The organism is Symploca atlantica LB2515 (genome assembly GCF_052546295.1).
In genome coordinates this window covers 685,126-710,896 of record NZ_JBQWMT010000001.1, presented here as the reverse complement: position 1 = coordinate 710,896, position 25,771 = coordinate 685,126, and the positions used below count along the sequence as shown (strand labels likewise).

Annotated in this window: 24 protein-coding genes and 1 pseudogene; 16 read left to right on the top strand and 9 right to left on the bottom strand. The window is 43.3% G+C overall.

What is annotated here, in order from left to right; genetic code table 11:
* Positions 1–264: 264 nt before the first annotated feature.
* Positions 265–711: a nitrate reductase associated protein gene (locus ACT7WV_RS03080; RefSeq protein ID WP_445101488.1), complete on the top strand. Its 447-nt coding sequence runs from the start codon at positions 265–267 to the stop codon at positions 709–711.
* 23 nt (positions 712–734) lie between these two features.
* On the opposite strand, the gene ureG is transcribed toward ACT7WV_RS03080, so the two are convergent.
* Positions 735–1,331: an urease accessory protein UreG gene (gene ureG / locus ACT7WV_RS03075; protein ID WP_445101487.1), complete on the bottom strand. Its 597-nt coding sequence runs from the start codon at positions 1,329–1,331 to the stop codon at positions 735–737.
* A gap of 280 nt (positions 1,332–1,611) precedes the next feature.
* On the opposite strand from ureG, the gene ACT7WV_RS03070 reads away from it, so the two are divergent.
* A complete protein-coding gene (locus ACT7WV_RS03070) occupies positions 1,612–4,302 on the top strand; it encodes a CHAT domain-containing protein (protein ID WP_445101486.1) in 2,691 nt (896 codons plus the stop codon).
* Between the two features lie 128 nt (positions 4,303–4,430).
* Here the strand turns inward: ACT7WV_RS03070 and ACT7WV_RS03065 are convergent, their stop codons facing one another.
* The 3 genes from ACT7WV_RS03065 to ACT7WV_RS03055 form a co-directional block, all read right to left on the bottom strand.
* On the bottom strand, positions 4,431–5,255 hold the full coding sequence (locus ACT7WV_RS03065) for a DUF928 domain-containing protein (RefSeq protein WP_445101485.1): 825 nt from the start codon (positions 5,253–5,255) through the stop codon (positions 4,431–4,433).
* A gap of 284 nt (positions 5,256–5,539) precedes the next feature.
* Positions 5,540–7,426, bottom strand: coding sequence for a sensor histidine kinase (locus ACT7WV_RS03060; protein WP_445101484.1), 1,887 nt, complete (start codon positions 7,424–7,426; stop codon positions 5,540–5,542).
* A 56-nt stretch (positions 7,427–7,482) separates the two neighbouring features.
* Positions 7,483–8,154 (bottom strand): response regulator, encoded by a 672-nt coding sequence (locus tag ACT7WV_RS03055; RefSeq protein ID WP_445101483.1) that lies wholly within the window; start codon positions 8,152–8,154, stop codon positions 7,483–7,485.
* Between the two features lie 456 nt (positions 8,155–8,610).
* On the opposite strand from ACT7WV_RS03055, the gene ACT7WV_RS03050 reads away from it, so the two are divergent.
* The 5 genes and pseudogenes from ACT7WV_RS03050 to ACT7WV_RS03030 all read left to right on the top strand — a co-directional run bounded on the left by ACT7WV_RS03050 (position 8,611) and on the right by ACT7WV_RS03030 (position 11,163).
* Positions 8,611–9,258, top strand: coding sequence for a bifunctional 4-hydroxy-2-oxoglutarate aldolase/2-dehydro-3-deoxy-phosphogluconate aldolase (locus ACT7WV_RS03050; protein WP_445105563.1), 648 nt, complete (start codon positions 8,611–8,613; stop codon positions 9,256–9,258).
* 355 nt (positions 9,259–9,613) lie between these two features.
* A complete protein-coding gene (locus tag ACT7WV_RS03045; protein ID WP_445101482.1) occupies positions 9,614–9,880 on the top strand; it encodes a Precorrin-3B methylase in 267 nt (88 codons plus the stop codon).
* Positions 9,881–10,010: 130 nt separating this feature from the next.
* The gene (locus ACT7WV_RS03040) at positions 10,011–10,220 is read left to right on the top strand and encodes a 2-oxoisovalerate dehydrogenase (protein WP_445101481.1); all 210 of its coding nucleotides are present in this window, start codon (positions 10,011–10,013) and stop codon (positions 10,218–10,220) included.
* Positions 10,192–10,410: pseudogene (locus ACT7WV_RS25795) on the top strand (type II toxin-antitoxin system HicA family toxin). Before ACT7WV_RS03040 ends, ACT7WV_RS25795 begins: the two are co-directional and overlap by 29 nt.
* Positions 10,411–10,722: 312 nt before the next feature.
* Positions 10,723–11,163 carry a L,D-transpeptidase gene (locus ACT7WV_RS03030; protein WP_445105561.1) on the top strand — a complete coding sequence of 147 codons (441 nt, stop codon included), beginning with the start codon at positions 10,723–10,725 and terminating at the stop codon, positions 11,161–11,163.
* 26 nt (positions 11,164–11,189) lie between these two features.
* On the opposite strand, the gene ACT7WV_RS03025 is transcribed toward ACT7WV_RS03030, so the two are convergent.
* The gene (locus ACT7WV_RS03025; protein WP_445101480.1) at positions 11,190–12,809 is read right to left on the bottom strand and encodes an Hsp70 family protein; all 1,620 of its coding nucleotides are present in this window, start codon (positions 12,807–12,809) and stop codon (positions 11,190–11,192) included.
* Positions 12,810–12,844: 35 nt separating this feature from the next.
* A complete protein-coding gene (locus tag ACT7WV_RS03020; RefSeq protein ID WP_445101479.1) occupies positions 12,845–13,759 on the bottom strand; it encodes a hypothetical protein in 915 nt (304 codons plus the stop codon).
* A gap of 438 nt (positions 13,760–14,197) precedes the next feature.
* On the opposite strand from ACT7WV_RS03020, the gene ACT7WV_RS03015 reads away from it, so the two are divergent.
* From ACT7WV_RS03015 to ACT7WV_RS02995, 5 genes are all read left to right on the top strand, one after another.
* Entirely contained in the window at positions 14,198–14,533 is a 336-nt protein-coding gene (locus ACT7WV_RS03015; protein ID WP_445101478.1) for a hypothetical protein, read from the top strand.
* Positions 14,534–14,608: 75 nt separating this feature from the next.
* Positions 14,609–14,917, top strand: a complete 309-nt coding sequence (locus ACT7WV_RS03010; RefSeq protein WP_445101477.1) for a hypothetical protein — start codon at positions 14,609–14,611, stop codon at positions 14,915–14,917.
* Positions 14,918–15,383: 466 nt separating this feature from the next.
* Entirely contained in the window at positions 15,384–16,007 is a 624-nt protein-coding gene (locus ACT7WV_RS03005; RefSeq protein WP_445101476.1) for an alpha-ketoglutarate-dependent dioxygenase AlkB, read from the top strand.
* A 492-nt stretch (positions 16,008–16,499) separates the two neighbouring features.
* Entirely contained in the window at positions 16,500–19,130 is a 2,631-nt protein-coding gene (locus ACT7WV_RS03000; protein ID WP_445101475.1) for a chloride channel protein, read from the top strand.
* A 185-nt stretch (positions 19,131–19,315) separates the two neighbouring features.
* Complete coding sequence (locus ACT7WV_RS02995; RefSeq protein ID WP_445101474.1) at positions 19,316–19,516, top strand: hypothetical protein; 201 nt, start codon at positions 19,316–19,318, stop codon at positions 19,514–19,516.
* An 11-nt stretch (positions 19,517–19,527) separates the two neighbouring features.
* Here ACT7WV_RS02995 and ACT7WV_RS02990 read toward each other — a convergent pair whose 3' ends face one another.
* From ACT7WV_RS02990 to ACT7WV_RS02980, 3 genes are read right to left on the bottom strand one after another with little or no spacing between them, the layout of a single operon-like run.
* Positions 19,528–19,968: an HNH endonuclease signature motif containing protein gene (locus ACT7WV_RS02990; RefSeq protein WP_445101473.1), complete on the bottom strand. Its 441-nt coding sequence runs from the start codon at positions 19,966–19,968 to the stop codon at positions 19,528–19,530.
* An 18-nt stretch (positions 19,969–19,986) separates the two neighbouring features.
* Complete coding sequence (locus tag ACT7WV_RS02985; RefSeq protein WP_445101472.1) at positions 19,987–20,388, bottom strand: hypothetical protein; 402 nt, start codon at positions 20,386–20,388, stop codon at positions 19,987–19,989.
* A gap of 4 nt (positions 20,389–20,392) precedes the next feature.
* On the bottom strand, positions 20,393–20,824 hold the full coding sequence (locus tag ACT7WV_RS02980) for a hypothetical protein (RefSeq protein ID WP_445101471.1): 432 nt from the start codon (positions 20,822–20,824) through the stop codon (positions 20,393–20,395).
* A gap of 273 nt (positions 20,825–21,097) precedes the next feature.
* Here ACT7WV_RS02980 and ACT7WV_RS02975 point away from each other — a divergent pair, with 273 nt between their 5' ends.
* From ACT7WV_RS02975 to ACT7WV_RS02960, 4 genes are all read left to right on the top strand, one after another.
* Positions 21,098–21,766, top strand: coding sequence for a hypothetical protein (locus ACT7WV_RS02975; protein ID WP_445101470.1), 669 nt, complete (start codon positions 21,098–21,100; stop codon positions 21,764–21,766).
* 405 nt (positions 21,767–22,171) lie between these two features.
* A complete protein-coding gene (locus ACT7WV_RS02970) occupies positions 22,172–23,260 on the top strand; it encodes a histidine kinase (RefSeq protein WP_445101469.1) in 1,089 nt (362 codons plus the stop codon).
* A gap of 340 nt (positions 23,261–23,600) precedes the next feature.
* Positions 23,601–24,443 carry a DUF2382 domain-containing protein gene (locus ACT7WV_RS02965; protein WP_445101468.1) on the top strand — a complete coding sequence of 281 codons (843 nt, stop codon included), beginning with the start codon at positions 23,601–23,603 and terminating at the stop codon, positions 24,441–24,443.
* A 414-nt stretch (positions 24,444–24,857) separates the two neighbouring features.
* Positions 24,858–25,697, top strand: coding sequence for a YsnF/AvaK domain-containing protein (locus ACT7WV_RS02960; protein WP_445101467.1), 840 nt, complete (start codon positions 24,858–24,860; stop codon positions 25,695–25,697).
* The last annotated feature ends 74 nt before the right edge of the window (positions 25,698–25,771 follow it).

The following is a 25,771-nucleotide window of genomic DNA, read 5'->3' as shown; positions in this document are numbered from 1 at the left end:
TACGTTGGATTTAGATGAATTGATGGGGTAAGCATTTGGTGAAACAAGTAACTCTTGGAACTTTCCCATCGAGTTAGATAGGTTGTAACCTAGAGATAGAGAACTTAGTTTCAGATACTCTGGCACAACCAAAGAGCGATCGCCTGCCAGCATTACAATACAGCTTAGTTTGCCCATCATCCGAATGATGCCTGAAATGCGATCGCACCCATCAAAAAAATATAGAATTGAGTCAATTGGGAAAAGGCATTTATCTTAATCTCCATGACTAATTTCTTTCAATTCGAGGCAGATTTCGTCGATTCACTCCGTTGTATTCCCATGCAGGTGCGCTTCAAACTGGATACTTGCGGCATTAAACTGAAATTGCACCAATGGCATAAATTCAATCCAGAGGAGCATCAGGCGCTGGTGTTAATGCCCTGTATCACTGAAGCGCAAGTCCAAGCATACCGGGAATTTTTGCGTTGTCTAGTGGAGAAAAATACAGGTGAAACTGCTACTGATCTCGCTGTGGAAACTAACCCAGCCTGGATGTTACCAGATACAATCCCTGATAGTGTTCAAGAAAAAACCAAGGAAGTAGGAGCAACTTTGTCACCAGAGCAATGGGCAGCTTTGACTCCACTCCAACGTTTTGCCCTAATTAAGCTTAGCCGTTCTAGCCATGAAAACAAAAACTTCCTACCAGCGCTCCAGGAATTTGCTTGAGTGGAAGGTAATGCACAGATAAGCTAACCCATGTAAAATCTGACAAATTCTATTACTTGCGGCAATCCTTCCTGAGTTTTTAAGTTGGTAAAGACAAAAGGTTTATCGCCTCGCATCTTTTTTGCGTCCCGTTCCATCACACTCAAATCAGCTCCTACCATGGGTGCCAAATCAATTTTATTAATTACCAATAGGTCAGATTTAGTGATTCCTGGGCCGCCTTTGCGAGGAATTTTATCGCCAGCAGCTACATCAATTACGTAGATAGTTAAATCCACTAATTCTGGACTGAAAGTTGCCGCTAAATTATCACCGCCGCTTTCTAAAAATACCAGGTCTAAATTGCTGAATTTTTCTTCTAACTGTTCGATTGCTGCTAGGTTAATTGAAGCATCTTCCCGGATGGCAGTATGAGGACACCCGCCAGTTTCCACACCCAAAATGCGATCGCTTTCTAGTGCCTGAGAACGGACTAAAAACTGAGCATCTTCTTGGGTGTAAATATCATTGGTGACTACAGCAATATGCACAGAGGCACGCATTGCTTTACACAAAGCATCCAAAAGAGCCGTTTTCCCCGAACCCACAGGGCCAGCAATACCGACGCGAAAAGCACTCATCAATTATCTCCTAAGAAGTCTAAGAACATTTTCGCCGTTTAATCTCAGCAATGGCTAATAACAATGTATCCTCAATCCCTGCCTTCCGATTTAGGTAACTGATACGGCTGGTTCTGATTCATTGGGGTACTTATTCTCTAATTAATAATTTAGACTTTACCAACTTGATTGCCAAGTCAAGAAAAGTAAATTGCACAATTAGGCAACTAATCTTGCAGAAATATGCCAAGCAAATAAAGATAAAATTTGATTAATATTTAACCAACACTAGAGTTCTTCTATGCATCGCCGACACCATAGATATACTACCCGTCGTCTGCTCGCGGTTCTCTTTTTCAGTGCCCTTACTTTTTGTATCTGGCTAAGTCAAATTACTTTAAGCACTCGGCAAGTGGGATATGCCCAAATAGCAACTACTCGGTCAAATGATGCCAAGCAACTAGTGCAGCAAGGTGTTGAACTTTATCAGCTAGAAGATTTTCAAGGTGCCATTGAGCATTGGCAAACTGCTTTAAGTACCTATCAAAGCAGCAAAGATGCTGCTAACACTGCAATTGTTCTAGAAAACTTGGCGAGAGCTTATCAGCAAATCGGTCAAATCAACCAAGCTATTAATTACTGGGAGCAAGTCGTCACTAACTACCGCCAGTTAGGGAACCTAGAACAGGCAGGACGCATGCTCACAGAACAAGCTCAAACTTATAATAATCTAGGACAACATAATAAAGCGATCGGTCTTTTGTGTGGTGCCTTTCAAGAAGTATCTGAAGCGGAACCAACTTGTCTTGAAGAAACCGCTTTACCGATTGCTCGTGCTTATAACGACCAAAGCGGTGAAGTCGCTGCACTAGGAAGCTTGGGGGAAGCCTATCGTCTCCGGGGTGATTATCAACCAGCAATTCAATATTTAGAGAAGGCAAAAAAAATAGGGCATCCAGTTCATCAATTCTGGGTACTTAATAGTCTCGGTAATAGCTATGCTAGTCAAGCTCAACTCTGGAATAGTCGTGCTGAATCTGCCCAGCAAAGAGGTGCTAGTCAAAAGGTGATTGAATTTCAACAAAACGTCGCTGATGACCATCAACAAGCTCTAGAACATTTTCACAACAGTCTTTTGATTGCCCAAGAGCAAAACGACAAACTGGGACAAATGCGAGTACTGCTTAATCTGATTCGACTTGATGAGCAATCTACACAAGTAGACGAACAGAGGAAGACAATAGTTGATGACGTCAATAAGTATGTACAACAAGCTCTAGACCTTCTCCAAGATTTACCAGATTCTCGATATAAAGTCTATGCAGCTATCGATTTAGCTAACTTAAAAGAACAATCTTCTGCTGTTAATTTCACTGCAACTAAGAGTCAATGTCGGAAGAGAAAACTAGAAGGACAAGCAGAAGAATTACTTAAAGAAGCTGTCTCCATTGCTAAACGTATTCAACATTCGCGCTCTGAATCTTTTGCCCTAGGTGAATTGGGTCATATCTATGAATGCCGCCAAGACTATGAGCAAGCCTTAGAAAAAACCCAACAGGCACAGTTGGCCGCTGACCAAGAACTGCTTGCCAAAGATAGCCTTTATTTATGGGAGTGGCAAGCAGGACGCATTTTTAATGCGCAAGGCAAGAAGCCAGAAGCAGTGGCGGCTTATGAACAAGCACTGGCTATTTTGGATGATATCCGAGGAGACTTATTGATTGCTGAGCGAGACTTACAATTTGACTTTCGGGATGACATTAATCCCCTCTACCGACAGTTTGCTCAGTTAAGGTTAGAGCGCGCTTCGTTACCTTCCGTTTTACCTGAACAATTGGATAATGAGCTTAACTCTGCTCTGGATACTATTGATTCTTTAAAATTAGCAGAACTGCAAAATTATTTCGGCAATGATTGTGTTTTGACGCTGATTAGTGAGGAAAGGGTTGATGAGTTAATAGGGAAAGAAACTGCTGTCTTTAGTTCAATTATCTTAGAAGACCGCACCGCTATTCTACTGACTCTCCCGAACGGCACAAAGAGGTTTAAATGGATAGATGTCGATGGTCAGACTCTTAGAGAAGAAATCAAACAATTTCGCCAAGGACTTGAAGACTTCAGTACATTTATTTACGATCCTACGCAGGCGCAGCATCTCTATAGCTGGCTGATTAAGCCTTTCGCCTCCGATTTAGATCCAGCACAGATAAAAACTCTGGTTTTCGTCCAAGACGGCATCTTGCGTAGCATTCCCATGGCTGCACTCCAAGACGGAAAGCAATTTCTGGTAGAAAAGTACGCCATTGCAACAACTCCCAGTCTACGCCTGACAGTCCCTGCAACACTGAACCGTCAAGAGCTGCGGGCCCTCATCTTGGGAGTTACTAAACAGACCACAGTTGATGAGCAAACATTTGGAGCTTTATATAATGTCCCCTCAGAAATCAGTAACGTCGAGACTCAATTACCCGGTAGTAAAAAGCTTGTGGATGACGACTTCAACCGTGAGAGCTTAAAAACAGAACTTGATCAAACTGCTTACCCAGTGATTCACATTGCGACTCACGGCCAGTTCGGCACAATTCCAGAAGATACCTTTCTCGTTACGGGAAAAAATGAGAAGCTGACGATCACTGAGTTAGAAACCGCGATTCGCAGTGCTAGCCGTGGTAAATCGGTAGAGTTACTAGCACTTACGGCTTGCCAAACTGCTGTAGGGGATGACCGTGCGGCTCTGGGTTTAGCTGGCCTGGCTGTGCAGGCTGGTGCCAAAAGTGCCTTAGCTTCCCTATGGTTCGTCCCAGATGCTTCTACGAAAATCTTAGTAACTGAGTTTTACAAAAACTGGCTTACACCGGGAACAAGCAAAGCCGAGGCCCTGAGCGCAGCTCAGCGTAAACTACTTCAGGCGGAGGACATGGAGGAAATTAACGACCAATACGCTCACCCAGCCTTTTGGGCTCCGTTTATCCTGATTGGTAACTGGCTGTGAAGGTTGATAGCGGCTGCTGGATTAGTTAGGAGATAAATGGCATTGATTGAAGGAGAAAATAGTCGTTTGTTGTGAAGAACCCTGCTCGGGGGGATTTCCCCCCAAACCCCTCGTTGGGGTCGAACTAACTATCTTTGATTGTTGGCAATCTGCCTCAAGTTTTCAACTCGTACGTGCTCTTCTGGTGTTGCTTCGGCTGCTTCTAAGGTGACGAGTTCTTCTAACAAAATTGAACCTATTGCTCCTAATTTTGTATTCTCACGGAACCCTAGAGCCTCCCCTAGAGCGTTGTACCATAAACCTGCTTCAGCATAAATAGCAACTCTCCTAGAATTTTCCTTTGTATTAGAGAGTTTTTCTTGTAGATTTGGTGGCATCTCTACAACTTGAATATCGGCTCTCGCCAGGGGATTGAGTGATGGGCTGTCTGAGTCACAAATGATTTTGACTTGCCACAAATAGGTTTTGCCTACAGCAAGTTCTGGCTGGTCTTTTGGTAGAGATAACTGCATAATTCCTGGTGAACTGTGCAACGAAATTGGCTCACCGATTGGTCTGGGTTTTCCGTTTGGCTCGTACTCATAAAGCCTGAATTCAATGGGCAAAGTTGCAGATTCTGGTACAAACCAAGCGAAAGTGGGATGGGTAGAAACTGTTTGCCCAATATGTTTTTGAGGGGCAAGGGCTGTTAAGGGTATCCCTGCTATTGCCGCGCACTTTCCTCTGGGACCTGAACCTGATGACCTGGTATAGTCACTGGGAGGTTGCTGGTCAGAAGGAGGTACATATCTTGGTCCTCTCGAAATTGTACTTCCACTGGGGGGTTTTTGAGTGGGATCTGGCACATAATCAGCTAAAGCTGCCGGAGTTACAACTACCGATAAGCTCAGTACACAAATAGTCACTAGTCTGCTGTCGAGGCATTTTTTCAGAAATCGCAGGATTTGAGTCATGGTAATATTGCTCCGGCAGACATTTATTTAATTCTTAAAATACCAATAATAATATCAAAATTACTTTGACAATTTGCTCAAAGTTAGTCGCTGTTTTGAGTAAAGCTACAGACACAACTCTGTCATTGCTATTGCAGAAAACTACATAGGTAGTTTGAAATAAGTAATAAGCATGCCCTTGAGCCGAAGCCCAGGGAAAAGCGCAGGGTAATGAGACTCTGTTATAAGAAAATAAAATTATAAAATTAACTAAATATTTGTCAGCGACTGTGGGTCACTCTTGCTCAGGATTTAACTGATTTAAGAAAAATGGTTTTTAATCTATTTCCAAGTTGTACTTTTCTCTGGGGACTAGCTACTAAAGACCAGGTTAACTCGCACAGAGTACCTCGGGGAGAAATTGGCTCTCGCTTAAATTCACCTTTGAGGTGTTTGGCTAAATTTCTACAGTGCTTGGTGCCTTGTCCTTCCGAAGATGAGCAGACACCTGACCCATTATCTTTGATACTAAGAGTATAGCAACCGTCATTTTGTGTGCCAGTGACGCTGAGACGGGTTGCTGCTTTGGCATGTTTTCCTACATTACACAAAGCTTCTTCCAAAAATTGGCAAAGTTCTCGCTTTTCCTCAATACTCAAGGGGTGAGGCTCGATAGGCTCAAAATTTATAGCTTTTACTTTGATGGTTTCAAAGCCGGGAAAATCTCGCTCCACGGCATCTCTATAGACTGCATATAAAAGCTCATGCAGGGGAGGTTCTAAGTCTAATTTGAGACCACTACCGAGACGGAGAAACCTTTCTTTAGTGAGAGCTTCTAGTTTTAAATATTCACCAACTTCTCTAATTTCCTGGTTAATATTTTCTAGTTTGGCTAGTAATTGCTCTTGGGATAAATCCTCGTCTCGAACACCCCTCATTACATAAGCCAGTGTTTGCAATGGACCATTATGAATAACATTAAATGTGTGTTCAATAGTGCGCTGGCTTACTTCAATCTGGGACTTCAATGCTTGGTCGTATTGATAGAAAGCACCGAGTGCTACACCATTGATAATTAAAACAATTAAAACTGGTGCTACGGGAATCCACCAACCATTAATTAGGAAGACATAAGCAACTAGCAATAAGCCAGCGCTGGCAATACCAACCAACAAAAAGTTTTTGCTCGGTGATTGACTAAATTGACCGAGATTAATTGCTAAAAAACCCCAACCTAAAATCCATAAATATTCCCATCCATCTGACCATACATTTAAAAGTACTCGTCCATCTTTAACTGCACTAATAATCTGACTGGTGGCATGAGCTTGAAATTCTACGCCGTAAATTTGCCCAGGAGGGTTGAGATTGGCAATTGCCGAGGTTTTTACGATGTCATTAACACCAGGGGAAGTTATGCCAATTAGAATAACGCGATCGCGAATCCAACTAGGATTAAAATTCCCGTTCTTGATATTATTAAGAGACAAAGTACGAAATCTTTCTCGACCATTGCGGAAATTCAGGAGTACCTGAACCCCACCCGCATCTGGAAGCACATAGCCCCCATAATTGGGAGACAGGCGAGGTAATTCCGTGGAGCCAAACCTCATAGCATGATGGTCGTGAATGCCATTTTTGAGGGTAATATCTTCAGCAGCTAAATAACTTTGTGCCAGTTTTAAGGGTAGGGAAAACTTGTACCCTTGCTCAGTATGTGTTCCTAACAAAGAGCGTCTGATGTTGCCATCTGCATCAAGAATGGTATCGGAAAAACCTAATTGTTCAGAGGGTAATGTTGGTGGTGGATTAATTGTAGTAGGTAATACTTTTTCAATAGCAATGATATTTTTGATATTCTTAAAAGCGGCAACAAGTTCAGCATGACCTGGTTCAACAGGTAAGTCTCTAACAATATCAAGACCGATAGCTCTGGGATTGTAACTCTGCAATTTTCTCAGTAGCTTTGCTATCTCTTGATCTGGGATAGGATAAGCTCCTACAGTCCGGATATCTGCTTCATCAATACCAATAATGACAATCCGTTCGTCTACAGTTTCTACTGGCCGCAGCCGTAGCAAAGTATCAAAAGTGAGCCACTCTAGAAATTGCAGCGATCCAGTTAAACGAGCTGTAATTACCAGCCCAAGAACGACAATTCCTGGCCGTGATCCTGCACGCCAGATCGCCATTTCTTTGCTTAGTTTTCTCCAGATACCGCTTGACAATTGCTTTTTCCTCAAATTAATTAATCAATAAATCCTTCTTCTCTAGCTCGCATCTCAGTTTGAATTCGTAGGCTCTTACCGTCTTCGGGATAAACGCCTAAAACGTCTTGGACTTTTGTCCAGTAGTGACGAACTGTCCGTTCAGCTACCCGCATCCGCTCAGCAATTGTTTTATCTGTCAATCCTTCTTGAAAGGCTAAATTAATTACCGTCAACCATTCTGGTTTAACTTCCCCCAGAGGCATCTTTAAATCTTTGGTGTGGGTTACTCCTTGCAATGCCAAATCAACTCTAGTTAACATATCCTTGCTGGAGAGAGCTTTATCCACTACTGTAAAACCCCCCTGATGGGTATCAATCTCCGGTTTAATCCGCACTAATGCTTTGACATAAGTGCTGAGTACCACAAGATTCAGGTTGGGATATTTACTCATTAAATTCCGCAAGTATGAGATACCTATTTCAGTTCGAGCCGTTTCTCCAGGGGTTTCTGGAATAGAAAGATCCATAACCACGAGTTCAGGCTGAAACCTTTCTACCTGATGGAGAGCGCTTTCTCCCGTTTGAGCAGTGAAGATTTCTGCCTCTGAGTACTGCCGCCGTAGAACATCAGTTGTACCACCAAGCATCAATTCGTGGTCATCAACTACTAGAATTTTTAACTTTGCTTGTTCAGGTAAGTTTTGACTCATCTTCAATCCCTCAAACTCTACTATTTAGCATTGCCAGCGATCTTTCTGTTGGCAAGATTACCAACGGCAGTATTATGTCACTCTTAGAGTCTTTCTCCGCTAAGGAGTACTTTCATTACGTTAAGGGAGTTTAATTAATGAGCTTACCCATAGGATAAGGGCAGAGCTTAGCTAAGTGCATTTACCTTGCCTGCCAAGTTGATTGCCTAATTGTGCCACCATCTTTGCAGAAAACTGCAAGGTCTGTCGGGATTCTTGAGAATCTGCTCTCAACTGCTTACTTAAACTTTCGGCATTGCTGATTTGGAGTAGGATTTTGCTTTTGTCATGCTGAATGGAGCGTTAGCGAAGTGTGGCATCTAGCGAGATTATTCACTTACGTTCACAATGACAATTCATACCCTGATTCAGCAACAGCAAATTTTCCATCTTCTACGCAGACATCGGAGCATGACAATATCTAATCAGTCTTGGTTAACTCTCTTGCAACAATATCGAGCAATTGCCGTGATTCGCGCACCTGAGCAGTCATTAGGGCGTCACATGGCTCAGGCGATGGCTGATGGTGGAATGTCATTAATTGAGATTACCTGGAATAGCGAAAGCGCCCCTAAGTTAATTAGTCAGTTGCGCTCAGAATTACCCAACTGTATGATTGGCACTGGCACAATCCTCAATCTCCAGCAGTTGCAGCAGGCCATTGATGCTGGTGCTCAATTTCTCTTTAGTCCCCACGTAGACACAGCCTTAATCGAGGCGGCGGTGGCTGCCGATGTACCCATAGTGCCAGGTGCACTTTCTCCCACAGAAATCGTTACCGCTTGGCAAGCTGGGGCTAGTGCTGTCAAGGTTTTCCCGATTCAAGCCGTGGGTGGAGCAAGTTACATTAAAGCATTACAAGGGCCACTGGGTCAGATTCCCTTGATTCCTACTGGCGGTGTAACTCTGGCCAACGCCCAGGAATTTATCATCGCAGGAGCGATCGCAGTTGGCTTGGCGGGGGATTTATTTCCTCAGCAGCTAGTGGCTACAGGAGACTGGAATGCGATCGCTAAACGGGCAAAAACTCTCAAGCAAAAGCTAGGAGGTGTCATCAATTACTGAAGATTATTAGACTAGTTCGCGTGTATTAATCACGAACTTAGCTAAGTTTTGAGCCATGATTACTTTTTCGCTATTAGTGTTACTAACAACGCTTCAAAAAATTGCCCGTGTAATAAGCTACGATCGCACTAGTAGAACTCGGCTTTAATCTGTTAACCATTCGTAGTGTGAGCGTCTCGCTCACGCGGGTAAGATGCCCGCACTATAGTCTCGCTCATGCGGGTAAGATGCCCGCACTATAGTCTCGCTCACGCGGGTAAGATGCCCGCACTATAGTCTCGCTCACGCGGGCAAGATGCCCGCACTATAGTTGCTAAACTTCCGCCATCTTGTACTATTAAGCTTTTATTGAAGTATGTCAAAGCAGGAAAATCCCCTTACGGGAGAAGCGTTAATTAAGGAAGTCTGTCGGCGGATTCGGGTTGCTCGTAGTTACTGGGATGCTCATAATAATGCTGCTTGTCGGGGAGAACGAGAGCGTGCATTAGCCCTTTACAACACGCTGACAAAGGAACAAAAAGACAAAATTCCGCAGCAGTTGCGGGTGTGGCTGCGCTACCGCAGTGAGAAATATTTTGGGGCACACCGAACGCCGCCTAAGTCGAAACGCAAGTCGAAGTAAGATTGTGGGGGAAATGCGATCGCTGGTGTTGCTGCCAAGCAGATCGCGCTGGCAATTGTAATACTATGGAGGAATTAGATCAACCAATTGAGTACAACTTGATGGCCCAGCATCCGTAGGAGAAAGTAGCATGACAGAAATTATTTTTTTGGTTGAAGATAATCCTAAAAGAGGCTATGTAGCTAGAGCGCTCAGCCAATCTATTTTAACCCAACCTGACAGCATTCAAGAACTTCGAGAACTAGTTAAAGATGCTGTTCATTGTCATTATCCTGATAAAGTGACCCGTCTGAAGATGAGGTCATTGCTTCATAAAGCTGCCCAGAGATTTGTCTGGTGAAGTGTTGGCAAAAGCTCTGGAAAAGTTGGGTTACACGGTGGATCGCTAAACCGGAAGTCATATTCGATTAACCACCCAAGAGAATGGAGAACATCATATTACTATTTCCAACCATAGCCCAATTAAAATTGGCACTCTCAGCGCAATTTTACGCGACATTGAAAATTACTTTAATGTAACTCTTGAATAACTTCTTGCTCAAGTTTTCTCTTAGCATTGATCACTATAGCTTCTGTTTTAACACCTTGGGGGAAGCTTTGCTGTAAGCGTCACCCAATGAGCGATTACCTCTGGCGTAACATACCGTTGATAAATAAATTCCCGGAATGCTGTGCACTTGGCAGTAATCTAAGCAATCTACACATTTAGGAAAGTAGGTTAAGGCTAATATAGATACATATAGCTGTTGATGCCGTGAGGTGGTCAGTCCTTGAAAAGCATCATTTCTTCTCACTGGTTACGTCGCTCTGGAACATTTTTGGCTGGCATTGCGCTAGCTCTAATGCCTTTGGGCGTTTTAGCACAACCAGCTTCAACAACTCCTCTGCGAGACCTAATCGCGACGAGAATGATGGAGTTGCAAGGTTCTGAAAAACGCTGGATTCAAATTGATATCACCAATCAACGTTTGATTGCTTGGCAAGGTGCCAATCAAGTTTACGCGGTAGTGATTTCTACTGGCAAAGGTGCTACCCCCACCCGTGCTGGTACTTTCACGATTCAAACAAAGCTTCGCACTGACAGAATGCGCGGCCCTGGTTATGATGTCCCCGATGTTCCTTTCACGATGTACTATCATGGGGGCTACGCTATTCACGGGGCTTACTGGCATCAGCGCTTTGGCACACCCGTCAGCCATGGTTGCGTCAATGTGGCTGTAAATCATGCCAAGTGGTTATTTAATTGGGCGTCGGTGGGAACGCCAGTAGTGATTCACGAGTAAGTAGAGGTATGGGAAATAGCTTGTTGCTAACTCAACTGAGCAACTGACCGATTTTCTAGTAATGTCTGATTAGTCAGCAAGTCTTCCACCGTGATACGCAAAGAACGCTCACTATCTACCCAAAAGAGTACCTTAATGCGATCGCTTCCCGGATTGCCAGGAGGTGTCAATTGAGCAATGCTTCTGGCCCCGTCACGGTCATTGAGAGGTTGGGCGACAACTTTATCACTACCTAACTGACGAGTAATTAAGCGATCGCCTTCAAAATAAACTTCCGTACTACCCGTATCAGCACCCAATTCACCGATAATTAACTCAATACTCGGTTGGTTTTCTAAAGATGCCCCTAAAAGCAACTCTACAGGCTCATTCATCGGGTAAGCCTGTCCCGCTTTAATAATAGAATGCCAGTTGTGGCATTTATTGCGTTTATCCCAATAGCGAATGCCGTAGCTGTGATACAGAAAATCCTTAACTTCGATGCCTTGAGCAAGCTGAAGCGCTCCTTGTGCGATCGCTTCAAAGGGCTTATCGCAGCGAATTTTACCTGAGTCGAAGTATTGCTCTACCCAGCTTTGCACTGCTGGAATTTTTACCGTGCCGCCCACTAGTAAGACAGCATCAATATCTGAGGCTTCTATACCGTTACGCCGCCCTTGTTGCAGCAAGCGCCCTATCATACTATCTAGTATATCAAAAAACTGGTGTTCTTTGAGGATACTTTCCAAAATGCTGCGGTCGAGATTTAGTTCATAACTCTCAAAAGTTTCGTCATTAAAGTAAACCTCTTGAGCAGACTGCTTTTGAGAAAGCTGAATTTTTAATCTTTCTGCCAACCTAGTAGTCAGGGACGAGCGCGTCAATCCTTGGTTTTCGGCAAAGTAATCTACTAACCAATTATCTATATCTGAACCGCCCAGATTTTGCCCAACTTTTGCCAGCACACGGGCAATTTTCACCTTCTGCCCTGAGCTTTCCCCCAGGGATTTTTGACCCCACTTGAGGATAAAACCGAGAGGCTTTTTACCAGCTTTGACTTCCTGATTTAGCTGCACTATAGACAAATCCAAAGTGCCGCCACCAAAGTCAATAACTAATAAAGTATCTCCATCTACCACTCCATAGCCCAAAGCCGCTGCGGTAGGTTCATCTAACATTCTTACCTGCTCAACAGGCAAAGATTGACATACTCCACTCAGCCAATGCCGATAGGTTTCAAAACTATCTACAGGCACAGTCAAAATGAGAGATTCAATGGCACTTTCCTCAGAGTGTTCGAGTTTCTCAATAATCTGACTCAGGAACCATTGTCCTACTTGTTCAAAAGAGATAATTTGACCATCTAGTTCCGGTAAAAATCCCTGAATATCTGCACCAATTCCCCGCTTGAAGCCGCGAAAAAACCGTGGTTCACTGGTCAAATCAAGACCGCGATCGCGTACTGCTTGCCCGATAATAATTTTGCCTTGGCTGGCATCTTCCACATAAACCAAGCTAGGAATTAAAGGAGGATTTTCAGCCAACTGAAGTGACACTCCCGAAAGATTGATAGCTTCTGGCTGTTGGCTAACCGAATTCCAGCGAGTGATCACAGTGTTGCTGGTGCCAAAATCAATGGCGTAGGATACAGTTCTAGTCGAAGACATCTCCATTTTTTAATAGTAAGAGATAATTCCTTGGTTTAGGATTGGGCAACTTTTAGATACTTCCTTAAAACATCAGAAATTGCTTTGACTCGTCGCAGTTGGTCATTGTAAACACATTGCCACTCGGTTATTCCACGACGCTCTCTAGCACAGATGCCCAGGAGTCCGCTAGCTTGATTTTCACCTCGTTCTAAGTCGAGTTCTTGATTCTGGTTGAGGTAAAAGGAAGCGGTTCTTGCCCAAGCTAAGGCATCCACTCCGGTTAAACCTCCTTTGCGTGCGATGACTAAGGCTTGCGGCAGTTTGCGGGAGTGAATCGGACTTGCTTGGTTGTAAAGATCCGCCGTGTTGAGCAAAGCTTCCAAGTCAACTATCGGATTAATCCCCACAGCATCTAAATCAGCCAAATGAGCCGGGAGTCTAGACAGAGCTCTTTGTAAGCACAGTTGTTCGGCAAGAGCAATATTGCCTCCACTACGTCCTTGGTCACTACAGGGGCCATAATTAGTTACGACATCACCCCAAGATAAGTTTCCCGGATCAGTGTGCCCGAAGTAGAGGGCAGTCTGCTCGACGTAGAGAGTGCCCTGTTCGATGGAAACTCGATAATTACCCTCTGCCGTACCAATTGCCACCATTCCCAAGGACACAGGTGTGGCAAAAATGGGAGAAAGAGCAACTAAGCCTTGATTGAGATCAAAAGATGGCACAGGGGCTTGTTGCTCACCCTCCACTTTTTGTTCTGGAGGGCTTAAACTCACAGGAGATTCTAAGGAGGGTAGTGCCAACTCCAGGACTTCGGTATCCTCTGGAGTTATGGTAATGACTTGTCTCGATTCACTGTTGTGCGATTCTGATTTAGATGAGAAGGGAGAGAGCAAGGTAGTCAAAGCTGCTGTTCCCACCACACCCAGTAATGCTATTCTCGATAGCCAGACCCAATCAAACATGAATAAGTGACAATGTACAGAGTACAGATCATAGATTAATTCCCGACTCAATATTCTAGCTTCTGATAGATGTATTCAGGAAATTTTGCCCCTGAAGAATTTTAACTGGTGAACATCAGGGGCGATTCTACCTTGTACACGCGCCGCCGCATCACGAGTTGTCGCGTCGAAATAGATATGAGCGTGACAACCAGCAATCGCGGTTGTATTTTCTTTCATTGCCCTGAGTTTCACTTTTTCATCTCAATGCTACGCACCACCACAGTAATCTTGTCCCTAGCCACAGCGTCTAACTGTGTTATTCAAGCCAGATTTTTTGCCAATTCTTGATTAATCCTTCACAATGAAGCGACAGTATAATAAGGCGGCAACTACTTTATTCAATGGGAAAAGCAGCTCTAAACTATCAAGACATCAGCGATTTGAGGCTAATTGAGCATGAGTGAAGTAAGAAAACAAATTTGTATCAATGTTCCTCCAGAATACGAACTTAAGCTACTCACTGCTCTGGCTTACTTCCTAGGAAGAAAGGTATCGGCTCAAGCACTGGCGTGTTTGAGTATGTACTTGAGGCAAAGTGAACCTCGAATTATGGCTCAACTTGGCTATTACGCTCATAAAGCCAGTCAGGTGAAAGGCACTACGATTTCTGAGTATGAACTACTCGATCTGATTTATGAGTCCCCTGAAACAGCAGATCAACTCCTCAAAAATACAGGTAAGGTGCATTACCTAGATGAATCTAAAGATGTATTTGAGCCAGAGGAAAGGTAAACAGGAAAGGAGATAATTCTTACGGCACTCGGTAATTAGGTAAGTTGAGCAAAATTATTAACCTACGTTTATCCCATGATTTATCAATCGAAAAAACAAAGCTTGTTCAGTTTTATAAAAGTTATATCCACAGTTCTGATAGCAAGCGCAATAGCCCTAGAATTAGGGAATATTTATGCAACAATAACTAATATTAAAGTTCCCCTAAGCCTTGAGCCATGTTTTTTGATTGGGCGCTTTGCCATGGCGATTCATTTTGTTGAGGGAGTTATTGCCGCCTTTAATTCCCCTTCGAGAAAACAGACGCCGATAAAATACGGTGTTTATACTTTTTTTGTGGGTACAGTCGGTTTATTAGAATTATTTAATCAGGATGATAACTAACTACACCTGCTAGGCGAAACTTTACTATAGCTTTGCATAAGTTGACAGCCTAATTACTCTATTTTTATCTACATAAGTTATTTGTATAAGTCTGCTTATAAGAATTTATTTTTTTATTGATATCCGAAATATTGCCAAACACGATCAAAAAAAACCATGCTGTTAAAGCTCAGTTAAAGATTAAAGCAGTACTTCGGCAAATTTTGTCCGGAGAGACTCAGTTTTTGCTGAAAATCGGAAGAAATTGGCTGTGTAATCGCAATTTAATAAGGGAAGAAATATAGCCGGAAAAACCAGCAGTTTCTTGGGATAAGCAACTAGAGCCATCTTGCCATCCATCTCGATACGTTAGTTGAGTGGATGAAATGGTCTATCAAGTGCTATAAAGTATTAAGTTTACAAAACTTAGTACTTTATTTTAAACTCAGCCCCTAAACAGCACTTTTGACCAAGGCCATTCCGAAGAATGACGTTCCCTGCTAACAAAAAACAGTGGGATTTGGGAATCGATCTTGAATCTGACGCCCAAACCATCCCAGGATTGACATATATCCCTCAGTATCTCAATGCTGATCAACAAATCAGATTTATCAACATTGTGAATCAACAAGAATGGTCGATTAAAGCCGAGAGGAGGATTCAAAATTACGGCTACAGATATGATTATGAGCAAGGAGTATTTGTTTCATCAAGTTATTTGGGTACTTTGCCAGATTGGGCAGAAGAACTTGCTAATAAACTAGTTAGCGATCGCTTAATGCCCGTAGTTCCTGACCAAGTAATTGTCAACGAATACCAACCCGGCCAAGGTATCCCCCGTCATCGTGACTGCATTCCTTGTTTTGGGGCAACAGTAAGCTTCCTCAGCCTAGAAAGCCCTTGCATCATGGAGTTCACTCATATTCAAACCCAACAAAAGGCAGAAATAATGTTGGTTCCAGGCAGTTTGGTTCTCTTGGAAAAAGAGGCTAGATATGATTGGCAGCACGGCATTATTGCCAGGAAGATAGATATTTACAAGGGTAGGAAGTTAGCCAGAAAAAAAAGACTGTCTCTAACTTTTAGAGAAGTTTTATTTCCTCACAAATAACCTTCTCTTGCTCATTTTTTATTGGGTGCAACTACAAATGAACCAATATAACTCAGGGCGCGGTGATCAAGTGGCAGCAGGGCGTAAATTCATATAACCTGTGGCCTAGTTTAATTTATCTATTTTTCTCTGCGTAACTTAATATATAAGACTCGATTGAATATAATTTTTTTTATACCGTCAGAGTAAATATAACCTCCTCAAGATATTATTTTTGCCTCCAAATATTAATTCACTGAGACTTTCTCAAAAAAGACCCATCGGTTAAGAACTCTCATGTTTGGACAGAACACCATACCCCCTGGTACTCTGTCAAGGTAGATTTGATTGACGAAGTTGGGATAGAGAAAACTAGTAAGCCAGAAGAACAGAAGGGAAATTGTTGGAGATTTATCCCTCAATTCAGCCTGGAGACTCTGTTAGAGATAGCTCTTGTTTTCTTTTGACCTAAAAGAATTACCATGAAATTCTACTAACAGGGTTCTACTCATAATGAGGCGTGTTTTTTGGTCCCGACTAGTCCAACAACTTTTACAACCTAAACGACTCGCAATTTTTGAAGCCTGTTTTATCGGTTTAGTCGCGGCTTTGGCAGCAGTCTTACTGAAAACTGGTATTAGCTGGCTGGGTTCCTGGCGCATCTTAGCCTCTCAGGTACTACCTGCCTGGTTGGTGCTGCCAGGAATTGGTTTAGGTGGTGGATTAATTGCTGGTATCTTGGTAGAACGTCTGGCACCGGAAACTGCTGGCAGTGGCATTCCTCAAGTAAAAGCCGTTCTCTCGCGAGTACCAATTCCCCTAGATTTGCGGGTTGCTGTCATTAAGCTCATCGGTGGAATTATCACCTTGGCCTCTGGTCTTACCTTAGGCAGAGAAGGGCCAACAGTACAAGTAGGGGCCGCTCTTGCCGATCAACTCAGTCGCTGGATTCCCACCTCACCAGAATACCGCAGGCAGTTGATTGCCGCTGGTGCGGGTGCTGGTTTAGCGGCGGCTTTCAATGCACCAATTGCTGGAGTTTTGTTTGTGGTTGAAGAACTGCTCCAGGATATGTCAGAGTTAACCTTGGGAACGGCAATTCTCGCCTCCTTCATTGGTGCTGTTGTTTCTAAGGCTTTGGGTGGCCACAGCCTAGATATCCACTTTCAGGAAGTCTCGCTCCAGACTAGCTTTTCTGTAGAGGATATCCCTTTTTATATTGCCTTAGGGGTGCTGGCTGGCTTGCTGGGTGCTTTGTTTAATCGTGGGATTATCGCCAGTCTGACTTTTAATCGCCGTGTGTTACGCCTGGGTTTGCCTGCTCAAATTGGCTTGGCGGGGTTTATTAGTGGTCTAGTAATTGCCATGCTACCCATAGACTTTCGCGATAGCGCTGGGTTGCGGGAAATCTTGATTACTGGTCAAACAAGTTGGCAAATTCCCGCGATCGCTTTTGTTGTTCAGTTTATTCTAACCCTGGTTGCCTATGGCTCCGGCGCTCCTGGAGGTTTATTTGCACCTACTCTGAGTTTGGGAGCAGCACTTGGTTACTTTGTTGGTCTATGGGAGCAGAATTTGCTGGGAATAGGTTTGCCAACTACCTATGCTTTGGCAGGGATGGGAGCCTTTTTTTGTGCGGTTGCCAGAGTACCCATTACCTCGATTGTCATTGTCTTCGAGATGACCACAGACTTTAATGTGGTGCTGCCTTTAATGATTTGCTGTATTATCGCCTATCTGGTGGCTCAAAAAGCGGCACCAGGCTCAATCTACGATCTACTTCTAGAGTGGAGTGGCATTCACTTAGAAGCAGAAACTACCAGAAAAGGAGAGTTGGCGGCTTTGAGTGCGGCAGATGTCATGCAGCGACGAGTAGAAACCCTCTCTAGTCAAATGAGTCTAGAGGAAGCGGTTGAAGCTTTCTCTCGCTCCCAACACCGTGGTTTTCCGGTTGTTGACCAGGGTAAGCTTATTGGCATTATTACCCAAAAGGACTTGACCCACATTGGCCAAGGTCAATTGTCCGGCGATACTCAGATCAGCAATGTGATGACAGCACCACCGTTAACAGTGCAATACAGCGATACGCTCACTCATGTTCTGTATCTGCTCAATCGTCATAATATTAGCCGTTTACCAGTTACTGAAGGTCGGAGGCTGGTGGGGATTATTACTCGTAGCGATATTATTAGAGCACAATCAGACCAATTTAAGGATAAAACAGCGACAGTTAAACCTCAAGCAGAGCCCTCCTATGTGGTTTATCAAACCCATGGGCCCGCTGTAGGACAAGGAAGATTGCTATTGCCTTTGGCTAATCCTCAAACAGCAGCATCACTAATCCAAATGGCAGCAGCAATTGCACGCGATCGCTCTTTGGAACTAGAATGCCTACAAGTAATTGTCGTTCCCCGCAAACTGCATCCGGCTGAAACAGAGGTTACGACAACCGCCAGCCGTCGCCTGTTGCAGGGTGCTGTACGTTTGGCAGATCAGTTGCAAATCCCGGTTCACACTCAAGTACGAGTAGCACATGATGTCGCGCAGGCAATTTTAGAAACTATCAAAGAGCGAAATATTGACCTGGTATTGATGGGATGGAAAGGCAGCACTACCACTCCTGGGCGAGTATTTGGCAGTATCTATGACACAATAATTCGGCAAGCCGCTTGCGAAGTTGTGCTGGTGAAATTGGGCACGCCAGAAGATGAATTAACGGGTTTGCCAGTTGTTAATTCCCAGCTACCAACTCTCAACCGTTGGCTAGTGCCAATGGCAGGTGGCCCTAATGCTCAAGAGGCAGTTCGACTCTTACCTGGTCTAGTTTCTCTAAGTAATCAGCCAGAAATTCGTTTATGTCAGGTATTTTCTAACTCTGAAGATGTTTTTGAAACAACGGTGTTAGAGCAAACAGCTAGCATGTTAAGCCGTCGCCTCCGCGCTGAGGTAGTAATTGCTCCAGTTTGTGCCAATTCTGTACCAGAGGCAGTACTCGACTTAGCCCAGAAAAACCAGTGTGATGTCATTATTTTAGGAGCCAGTCGAGAGAAATTGCTTCAGCAGGTAATTAAGGGGAATATTCCAGAAGTTATTGCTCGCCAGAGTGGTTGCACGGTTATTGTGGTGCGCGGTGCTAGTGTTTAGGACTGGAAAACAACAGGACTTTCTTTTAGTGGTTCAACCGCAATATCATAGTAGTAGGGATGCCGAAAAAGTAAACGACTCAGTGGGTGCAGTTCCATCAAAGCCAGTGACTAAATCTTTGAGTTCCCTGCTCGAAGGATTGAGCAAAGACTGAAATTATTGTAATTTCGCGGGGGGAATGAACTATGGAATTGGGATTGCTGATTTGGATGACAGAAGCTGTACTGCTTTTGTCAGTAGCCGGAATTCCGATAGCTGCGTTTGCTATTTATTGGATAATTAAAGCTGCTCAAGCTGACAAAGGCTTAAACCAGCCAGAGGATGCTTTAGCACACACAGCAGACCAACTCTTGCCATCTGGTGAGCTCTCAGAAGATATTCCGTAAAGGGTTCACTGCTATTTTCTAGCTAGTTTAGCAGGGGGAGCCTGTTTGAGGATGCGGTTAACTGCGGCTTGTCCCCGATAAAGCTGGACAGCGCTGAGATATTCTTGCCACTTTTTATCACCTTTGTTCTGGTTGCATTCTTTGCAGAGTACCCAAAGATTATCAATATCCCAAGCTAGCCAAGGATAATGGCGGCGAGGGTGTTTGTGGTCAATATCAGAATTATTCTCATTAATCGGCTTGCGGCACTCAGGACAATAGCGATCGCATTCAGCTAATTTTTGCTGTTTCCAAGTTCTCCCCAAATCGCTGTTACGGAATGCGTCGTACTTAGGATCGGCATAATTTTTTCTGGCAAATTGATAGGCTTCTCTGGCAATCTGATGAAACTTCTGATTAGTGCGGGTTGCTTCGCGGGCGATCGCCTCTATTTCGTCAAAAGCAGCAGACATTTTCAATACCTTCTGGGGTTATTTTTTAAAAGCTACAATGTTATTTCTGGGACTAAAAATAGAGTCGCTTTTTCTTTTGTAAGTCTGAAAGTTTTGAGCAATTTTTTTTGCTTGTCCTGCTGTTTGTTCAAACCGAGAATTTGCTTCACCCGCCAGCAGTATTGCTTCTAGCAGACGCTTATCAGAGATAGTATTTTCTACTCTACTACTAATTTTGGTTTTCAACTGAGTGAGTATTGCTCTGGTTCTTTTGCGCATTCTTGCTGTATCTATTAGGTAATAAATAGAGTCTAATACCTGCTTAGTTTCATACTCGTAGGCATTTCTTTGCTTACCGATTGGTTGCAGAGATTGAGTAAGTTGTTTAACTAAGTAATCAGTTGCCCCTAAACCATTTAGTTGTTTACGAGTGATGCCCATTTTTTTATTTAATCCAGGATTTAATATGATCACCAATCAGCTTGACCGCTTGGCGTAGTTCACTTTTTTCGTAATTAGTTAGGAGGCTAACCATGGAGTGAATCTGCTGCAGTAGCTCATTTTTTTGTTGTTCTAGTAAAGCGTTCATCTTGGTCAAATTGTCAGCAACGCGCTCATGTTTAGCAGCAGATTGGTTCAGTCCAAAATTCTTGCGGTTAAGGCGAGAATTAGTTTGCCTAGTTTCTTGTAGTTGTTTAACTAGATTTGTTAAGCCAGCTTTGGCATCATCATTATCTTTAATAGCTTCTTGCAGTGCTCTCAACTGATCTACAGGAATTTGTTTCCAGTAGCTAGCGACTCCGCCGATTTCTTGAGTTAATTGATTAACTAACCTCTCCTTAGTAATCTTGGGCTTATTTAGTTTAACAAGTTCCACCCTAATCTCTCTCCTGTTTGAGGGCTATGATTACTCTCTCTACAAAGAGTTTTCCTGACTACCGGGAAAGTTCGCCTAAAAATTACACTCTGGCTACCTATGTCAAGATTTGAGTAAACTTGCTAACTCAAATGCGATCGCACTGCGAGACTCCAGCCTTACGATCCTGGATTAAGTTGGGAAACCTTGCTCCTGTGGTTGTGTCTATATATTAAAGATAAAGGTTGCCTCTAGCACCACAAAACATATTAATTGTCAATTAAGGGAAAGGGTATGGTGAGCAAAACCTTGTCAAACAAGTATAAGCTGCTATTTACGTCAGTATTGCTGGTCAATCTATTTGCCTGCACCGCACCCAACCAGATGGCAGACTCTTCTCCCCCCCCATCACCAGACAACAAAGCCTCAACCGGACAAAATAATTCCCTTGAGCAATATAAGATTTCAGTAAACGGTATGGGCCCGATTAAGATGGGAATGAGTGTTGCTCAAGCGTCAGCAGCAGCGGGGGTTAAGTTGATTGGTTACGGCAGTGGCGAACCAGCACCAAACAGTAGCTGTAGTTATGTCAGGCCTGAAAATGGACTACCAGAGCTAGATTTTATGGTAAATAATGATCAGATTGTGAGGATTGACGTTCGCAACAGGGTTAATCAAGAGGCTGATGGTCGTCCGGTTTGGATTGATATTGGAGATAAGAGCCGCATTACTACCCAACTAGGGGCAAAACTTGGGGATACTGAAGCTCAAATTAAGACTCTCTACCCTAATGCTGAAGTAACCGGACACAAGTACATCCCTGGAGGGCATTACCTGATTGTTACACCACAAGAACCAGAATTAGCAAATTATCGCCTAATATTTGAGACGGATGGCAATCAAGTCACTTCTATCCGCAGTGGTAGGTTGCCAGAAGTTGAGTTAGTGGAACGGTGTGGTTAATTGCAAGATTTAAATGATGGAGGATTTCCCTAAAGTACAAGGGTAGTTATTAATAATTCCTCCATCTAGCCTAATTAGCCTTGCGTGGCGATTCTACTAAAACCCTAGCTAACTAATCTTCAATCTAGTATTAAAACCGAATAATAATTTTAAAATTGCCAACTATTGAATACTTCCCCAGAAATAATTCCTTATGGGGATGATTTCTGTTGACCAAAATTGGTAAAAGTTAGTAGTTCGCACAAATATGGCAGTTCTTAACTGAGTGAGATACAAAATTCTTGGTTTTAGGGAGCAAGCAAGAAAACTTATATGTACCTCTGTTATTCAAGAATCGCTGTAGTTAATTGCTTACTATTTATGCTGTTTTAAGCATAATTAACCAACCAATAAAAGAGGTAAAAAATGGCTTTAAGAAATCATAAAAGGGCTGTAGGTATTTTTCCAAAATACCATGATGCAGAACTAGCTCTTAAGGAACTCAAAGATTCTAACTTCCCGATGGAAAGAGTTTCTGTTATCGTGCGGGATCCAGCTCGTCAAGACAAGATTGGCGGTGTCCAAACTGAAGATACGGTAGGTAATAAGGCGGAGGAAGGCGCGGCTGCTGGTGCAGTTACTGGTGGTACATTAGGCGGTATTACCGGCTTATTGGTGGGTTTAGGAGCCTTAGCAATTCCCGGTATTGGACCGATTTTGTTAGCAGGTGCCGAAGCAACCGCGATCGCGACTACTCTAGCCGGTGGTGCAATTGGGGCCGCCGCTGGTGGTCTTCTGGGAGCACTCATTGGTTTGGGAATCCCGGAAAAGCAAGCTATGGTCTACAATGAGCGAGTTTCTCATGGTGACTATTTGGTGATGGTAGAAGGTACGGAAAAGGAAATCCGCCATGCCGAGTCAGTTTTGAGCCGTAGAGGAATTCAAGAGTGGGGTATCTATGATATACCAGAACATGAGCAGCGTCGTAACAATCGGGTAGCCGACGTACCGGAGGACGAGCAGCTTCCTAGAGAATCCCATCACGTTACTGCGACCACCACAACCCACTCAAACCCCACTAACAACAGGAACGGTGGACGCCATTATGATAAGTATGCGGTCGGTGCTTTTCCTAGTCGTCAAGAGGCAGAACGCACAATTACTGAACTAGTTGATTCGGGTATTCCTGCTAATCAATTTTCTGTATTTGCTAAAGACGCAGATCATATCGGCCACCTCGCTGGGGTTGAAATGAAGAGGCGCGTAGATAATTATGCTGATTTGGGAATTTTTGAAGAGAGGTCTAGAGTTTACAGCCAGCGCGTTGATAGGGGGGACTATCTAGTCGTAGTCGGGGGTACAGATAGCGAAGTGCGTCGAGCCGAAATCGTTATGAACCGCTGGGGGACTAAGGAGTTTGCTATCTACGATCCATGGAGTGTTAAGACAACTCATAGCAAACAAGAAAAAGTTACTAGTGTTCCTGAAGTCATCGTCATCGATAATCGTAGCTAGGCTGTGCAACTTGCTGCGAAAAGAGGTTGACCAGGTTAGTCTAGCTGTTAGCAGATCTAAAGGTTAAAAGAAGAATTTACCAAATAGCCAGGGCAGGAATTAACAGTTCCATCCTGGCTTTGCCATCCACCTCAAAAAGCTCAAAAAGAGGATTATTTGTCTAGGAATTTACCTAACCCAAGCAATTAATAAGCTCAGCCAAAAAGCATCTACTGATTTGAGTATATTGCTTTTTGAAGAAAAGTTTATAAGTAAGCCGTTAGGAAGATGATTATCAAACTCCAATTTCTTTAAAGTTAGGACAGAAACAAACTAAACTCAAAAGTTAGGAAAATATATTATGGCTCTTGTAAAAATTGCTGATCTTTACCCAAACTATAAACAAGACATCTTCGGTGGCGATGATATCAAAAACTACACAGTCTACACTGAAGCAGATCAGAAAATTGGTGAAGTTCATGACGCTCTGCTCGATGACTCAGGTCGCTTCCGTTACCTGGTAATCGATACAGGCTTCTGGGTCTTTGGTAAGAATGTCCTGCTGCCCGTGGGTTACGCCAGAATGGACTATGATCAACATCGTGTCTACCTCACTGGTTTGACAAAAGAGCAAGCAGAGAGCTTGCCTGAGTACAAAGACAACATGACCGTTGACTACGATTACGAAGAAAGAGTTAGAAACATCTACCGAGGAAAAACTGCTTCTGCGGCTGCTCGTCCTAGCTACGACCGTAACAGCTACAGATATGATTACGACCAAGAAATGTATGGCATGAATGAGCAGAATCAGAAAGTGCTCAAGCTGTACGAAGAACGTCTGATTGCCAATAAAGACCGTTACAAAGCTGGTGAAGTTGCCGTAGGCAAGCGAGTCGAAACTGAGACAGCAAGAGTGTCAGTTCCCGTGGAAAAAGAGCGGGTAATCATTGAGCGTCATAATGCTACTGAAGCCAGAGAAGTAGCACCTGGTGAAGCTAATTTTCATGAAGGAGAAGTTGCCCGCATGGAAGTTTACGAAGAATCAGCTGACATCCAGAAGAAAGCATTTGTGCGCGAAGAAGTCGGTGTTAAAAAAGAAGTCGAGCGTGACACCGTCGAAGCAACAGAAAAAGTTCGTCATGAAGAGTTGGAAGTTAAAACCAACGGTGAGCCAATTATCGACAAGAACCGCAAAAACCGCTAATGTGTTCCAACCTATGGACTAAACCTAGTTACAGCGGTGGGTTGGGGAACTGTAAGTTGACTCAGCAGAACAGTCAAAAAATCTAGATTGCCTGAGCAGCATTTTCAGTAGAAATCAAGGGTTACTTGAGGGGTTTCAAGACAGTGAATAACTGCAAACTTAGCCAGGGCAACATCTAGTACTTACTGAGAATGCTGCATGGTCAGGCAGTCGGCTAACCCGCGTGGCGGCTATTTCCAGAAATCCTCAATAAATTAAGCAGGTAGAGTGATGAATATAAATTGCTCTACCTGCTATTTCAAAACTTTGCTCTACCTTGAAAAATATTTATTTTTAAAAGTGCCTGCAAATTTGACCGAAATAAAAAAGCGTAAAGCAAAAATAAATTACTTATTGAATAAGATCAGAAAACAGATGAAATCATTTAAGCTCGTCAATCTTCAAGGAGAAATATTAGGATATACCAGAGACTTTTACCTTGACAGTAATCGTCAACTAAATTTGGTTATATCTAAAGCAGAGACTCCAGATAATAATCACCTCTTTTCTTTAAATGGCAAGTACATTCAGACAGTCGATACCGAAAACAAGTTGCTTTTAGTCAGGCTATCTTCGGAGGAGTTCAATAACTTGTCAGAGTACCAATCTTCTAAAGATAAGGTGACAGCTATCTCTGAGCCATCTTCAGTTGCAGCAGCTCTTACTACTTCTCAAGAGCAGCAGAATCATCGAAAAACTCAAAATTCAAACACTCAGTCGGGAGCAGTTTATAATTTAAGTGAACTAGATAACCAAAGTTCTAGAGAGTCTGAGAAAACTACCGAAATCGCGGAAGAAGAAGTAATTCGCTTGCTAGAAGAAAGATTGGTTGTTAATCGCAGCAAGCAGAAAATCGGCGAAGTGGTAGTTCGCAAAGAAATTGAAACTAGGATGATAGAGGTTCCTGTTAGACGGGAAAAATTAATTGTTGAGCAAATCGAAATCGGTTCAGAAGCCAAACAACTGGCAGAAATTGATTTAGGAGAAGGGGAAGTGACGGGTGTGGAACACCATAAAGTTGCTAGTGTTGACCCTCGTCCTACTCTCGCTGGCGAATTTATCTCTCCCAAAGCAGCTAGTGAAATTTTACAAGCGATCGCTCTGCAAAAACCCCACGGGTGTGTCAAGGTGCGCCTGGAAATTGTTGTGGAAAACCAAAGGTTTCTTGAAACTTACCAAGAACTGTTCAATCGCTTTTCTAAGAGTTACTCATGAAGAATTATTAAAGGCAGCAGCTAGTTAAACAGATTATTTTCTGTCTTTGGGAAGAACTGAGATCCGAAAGATTA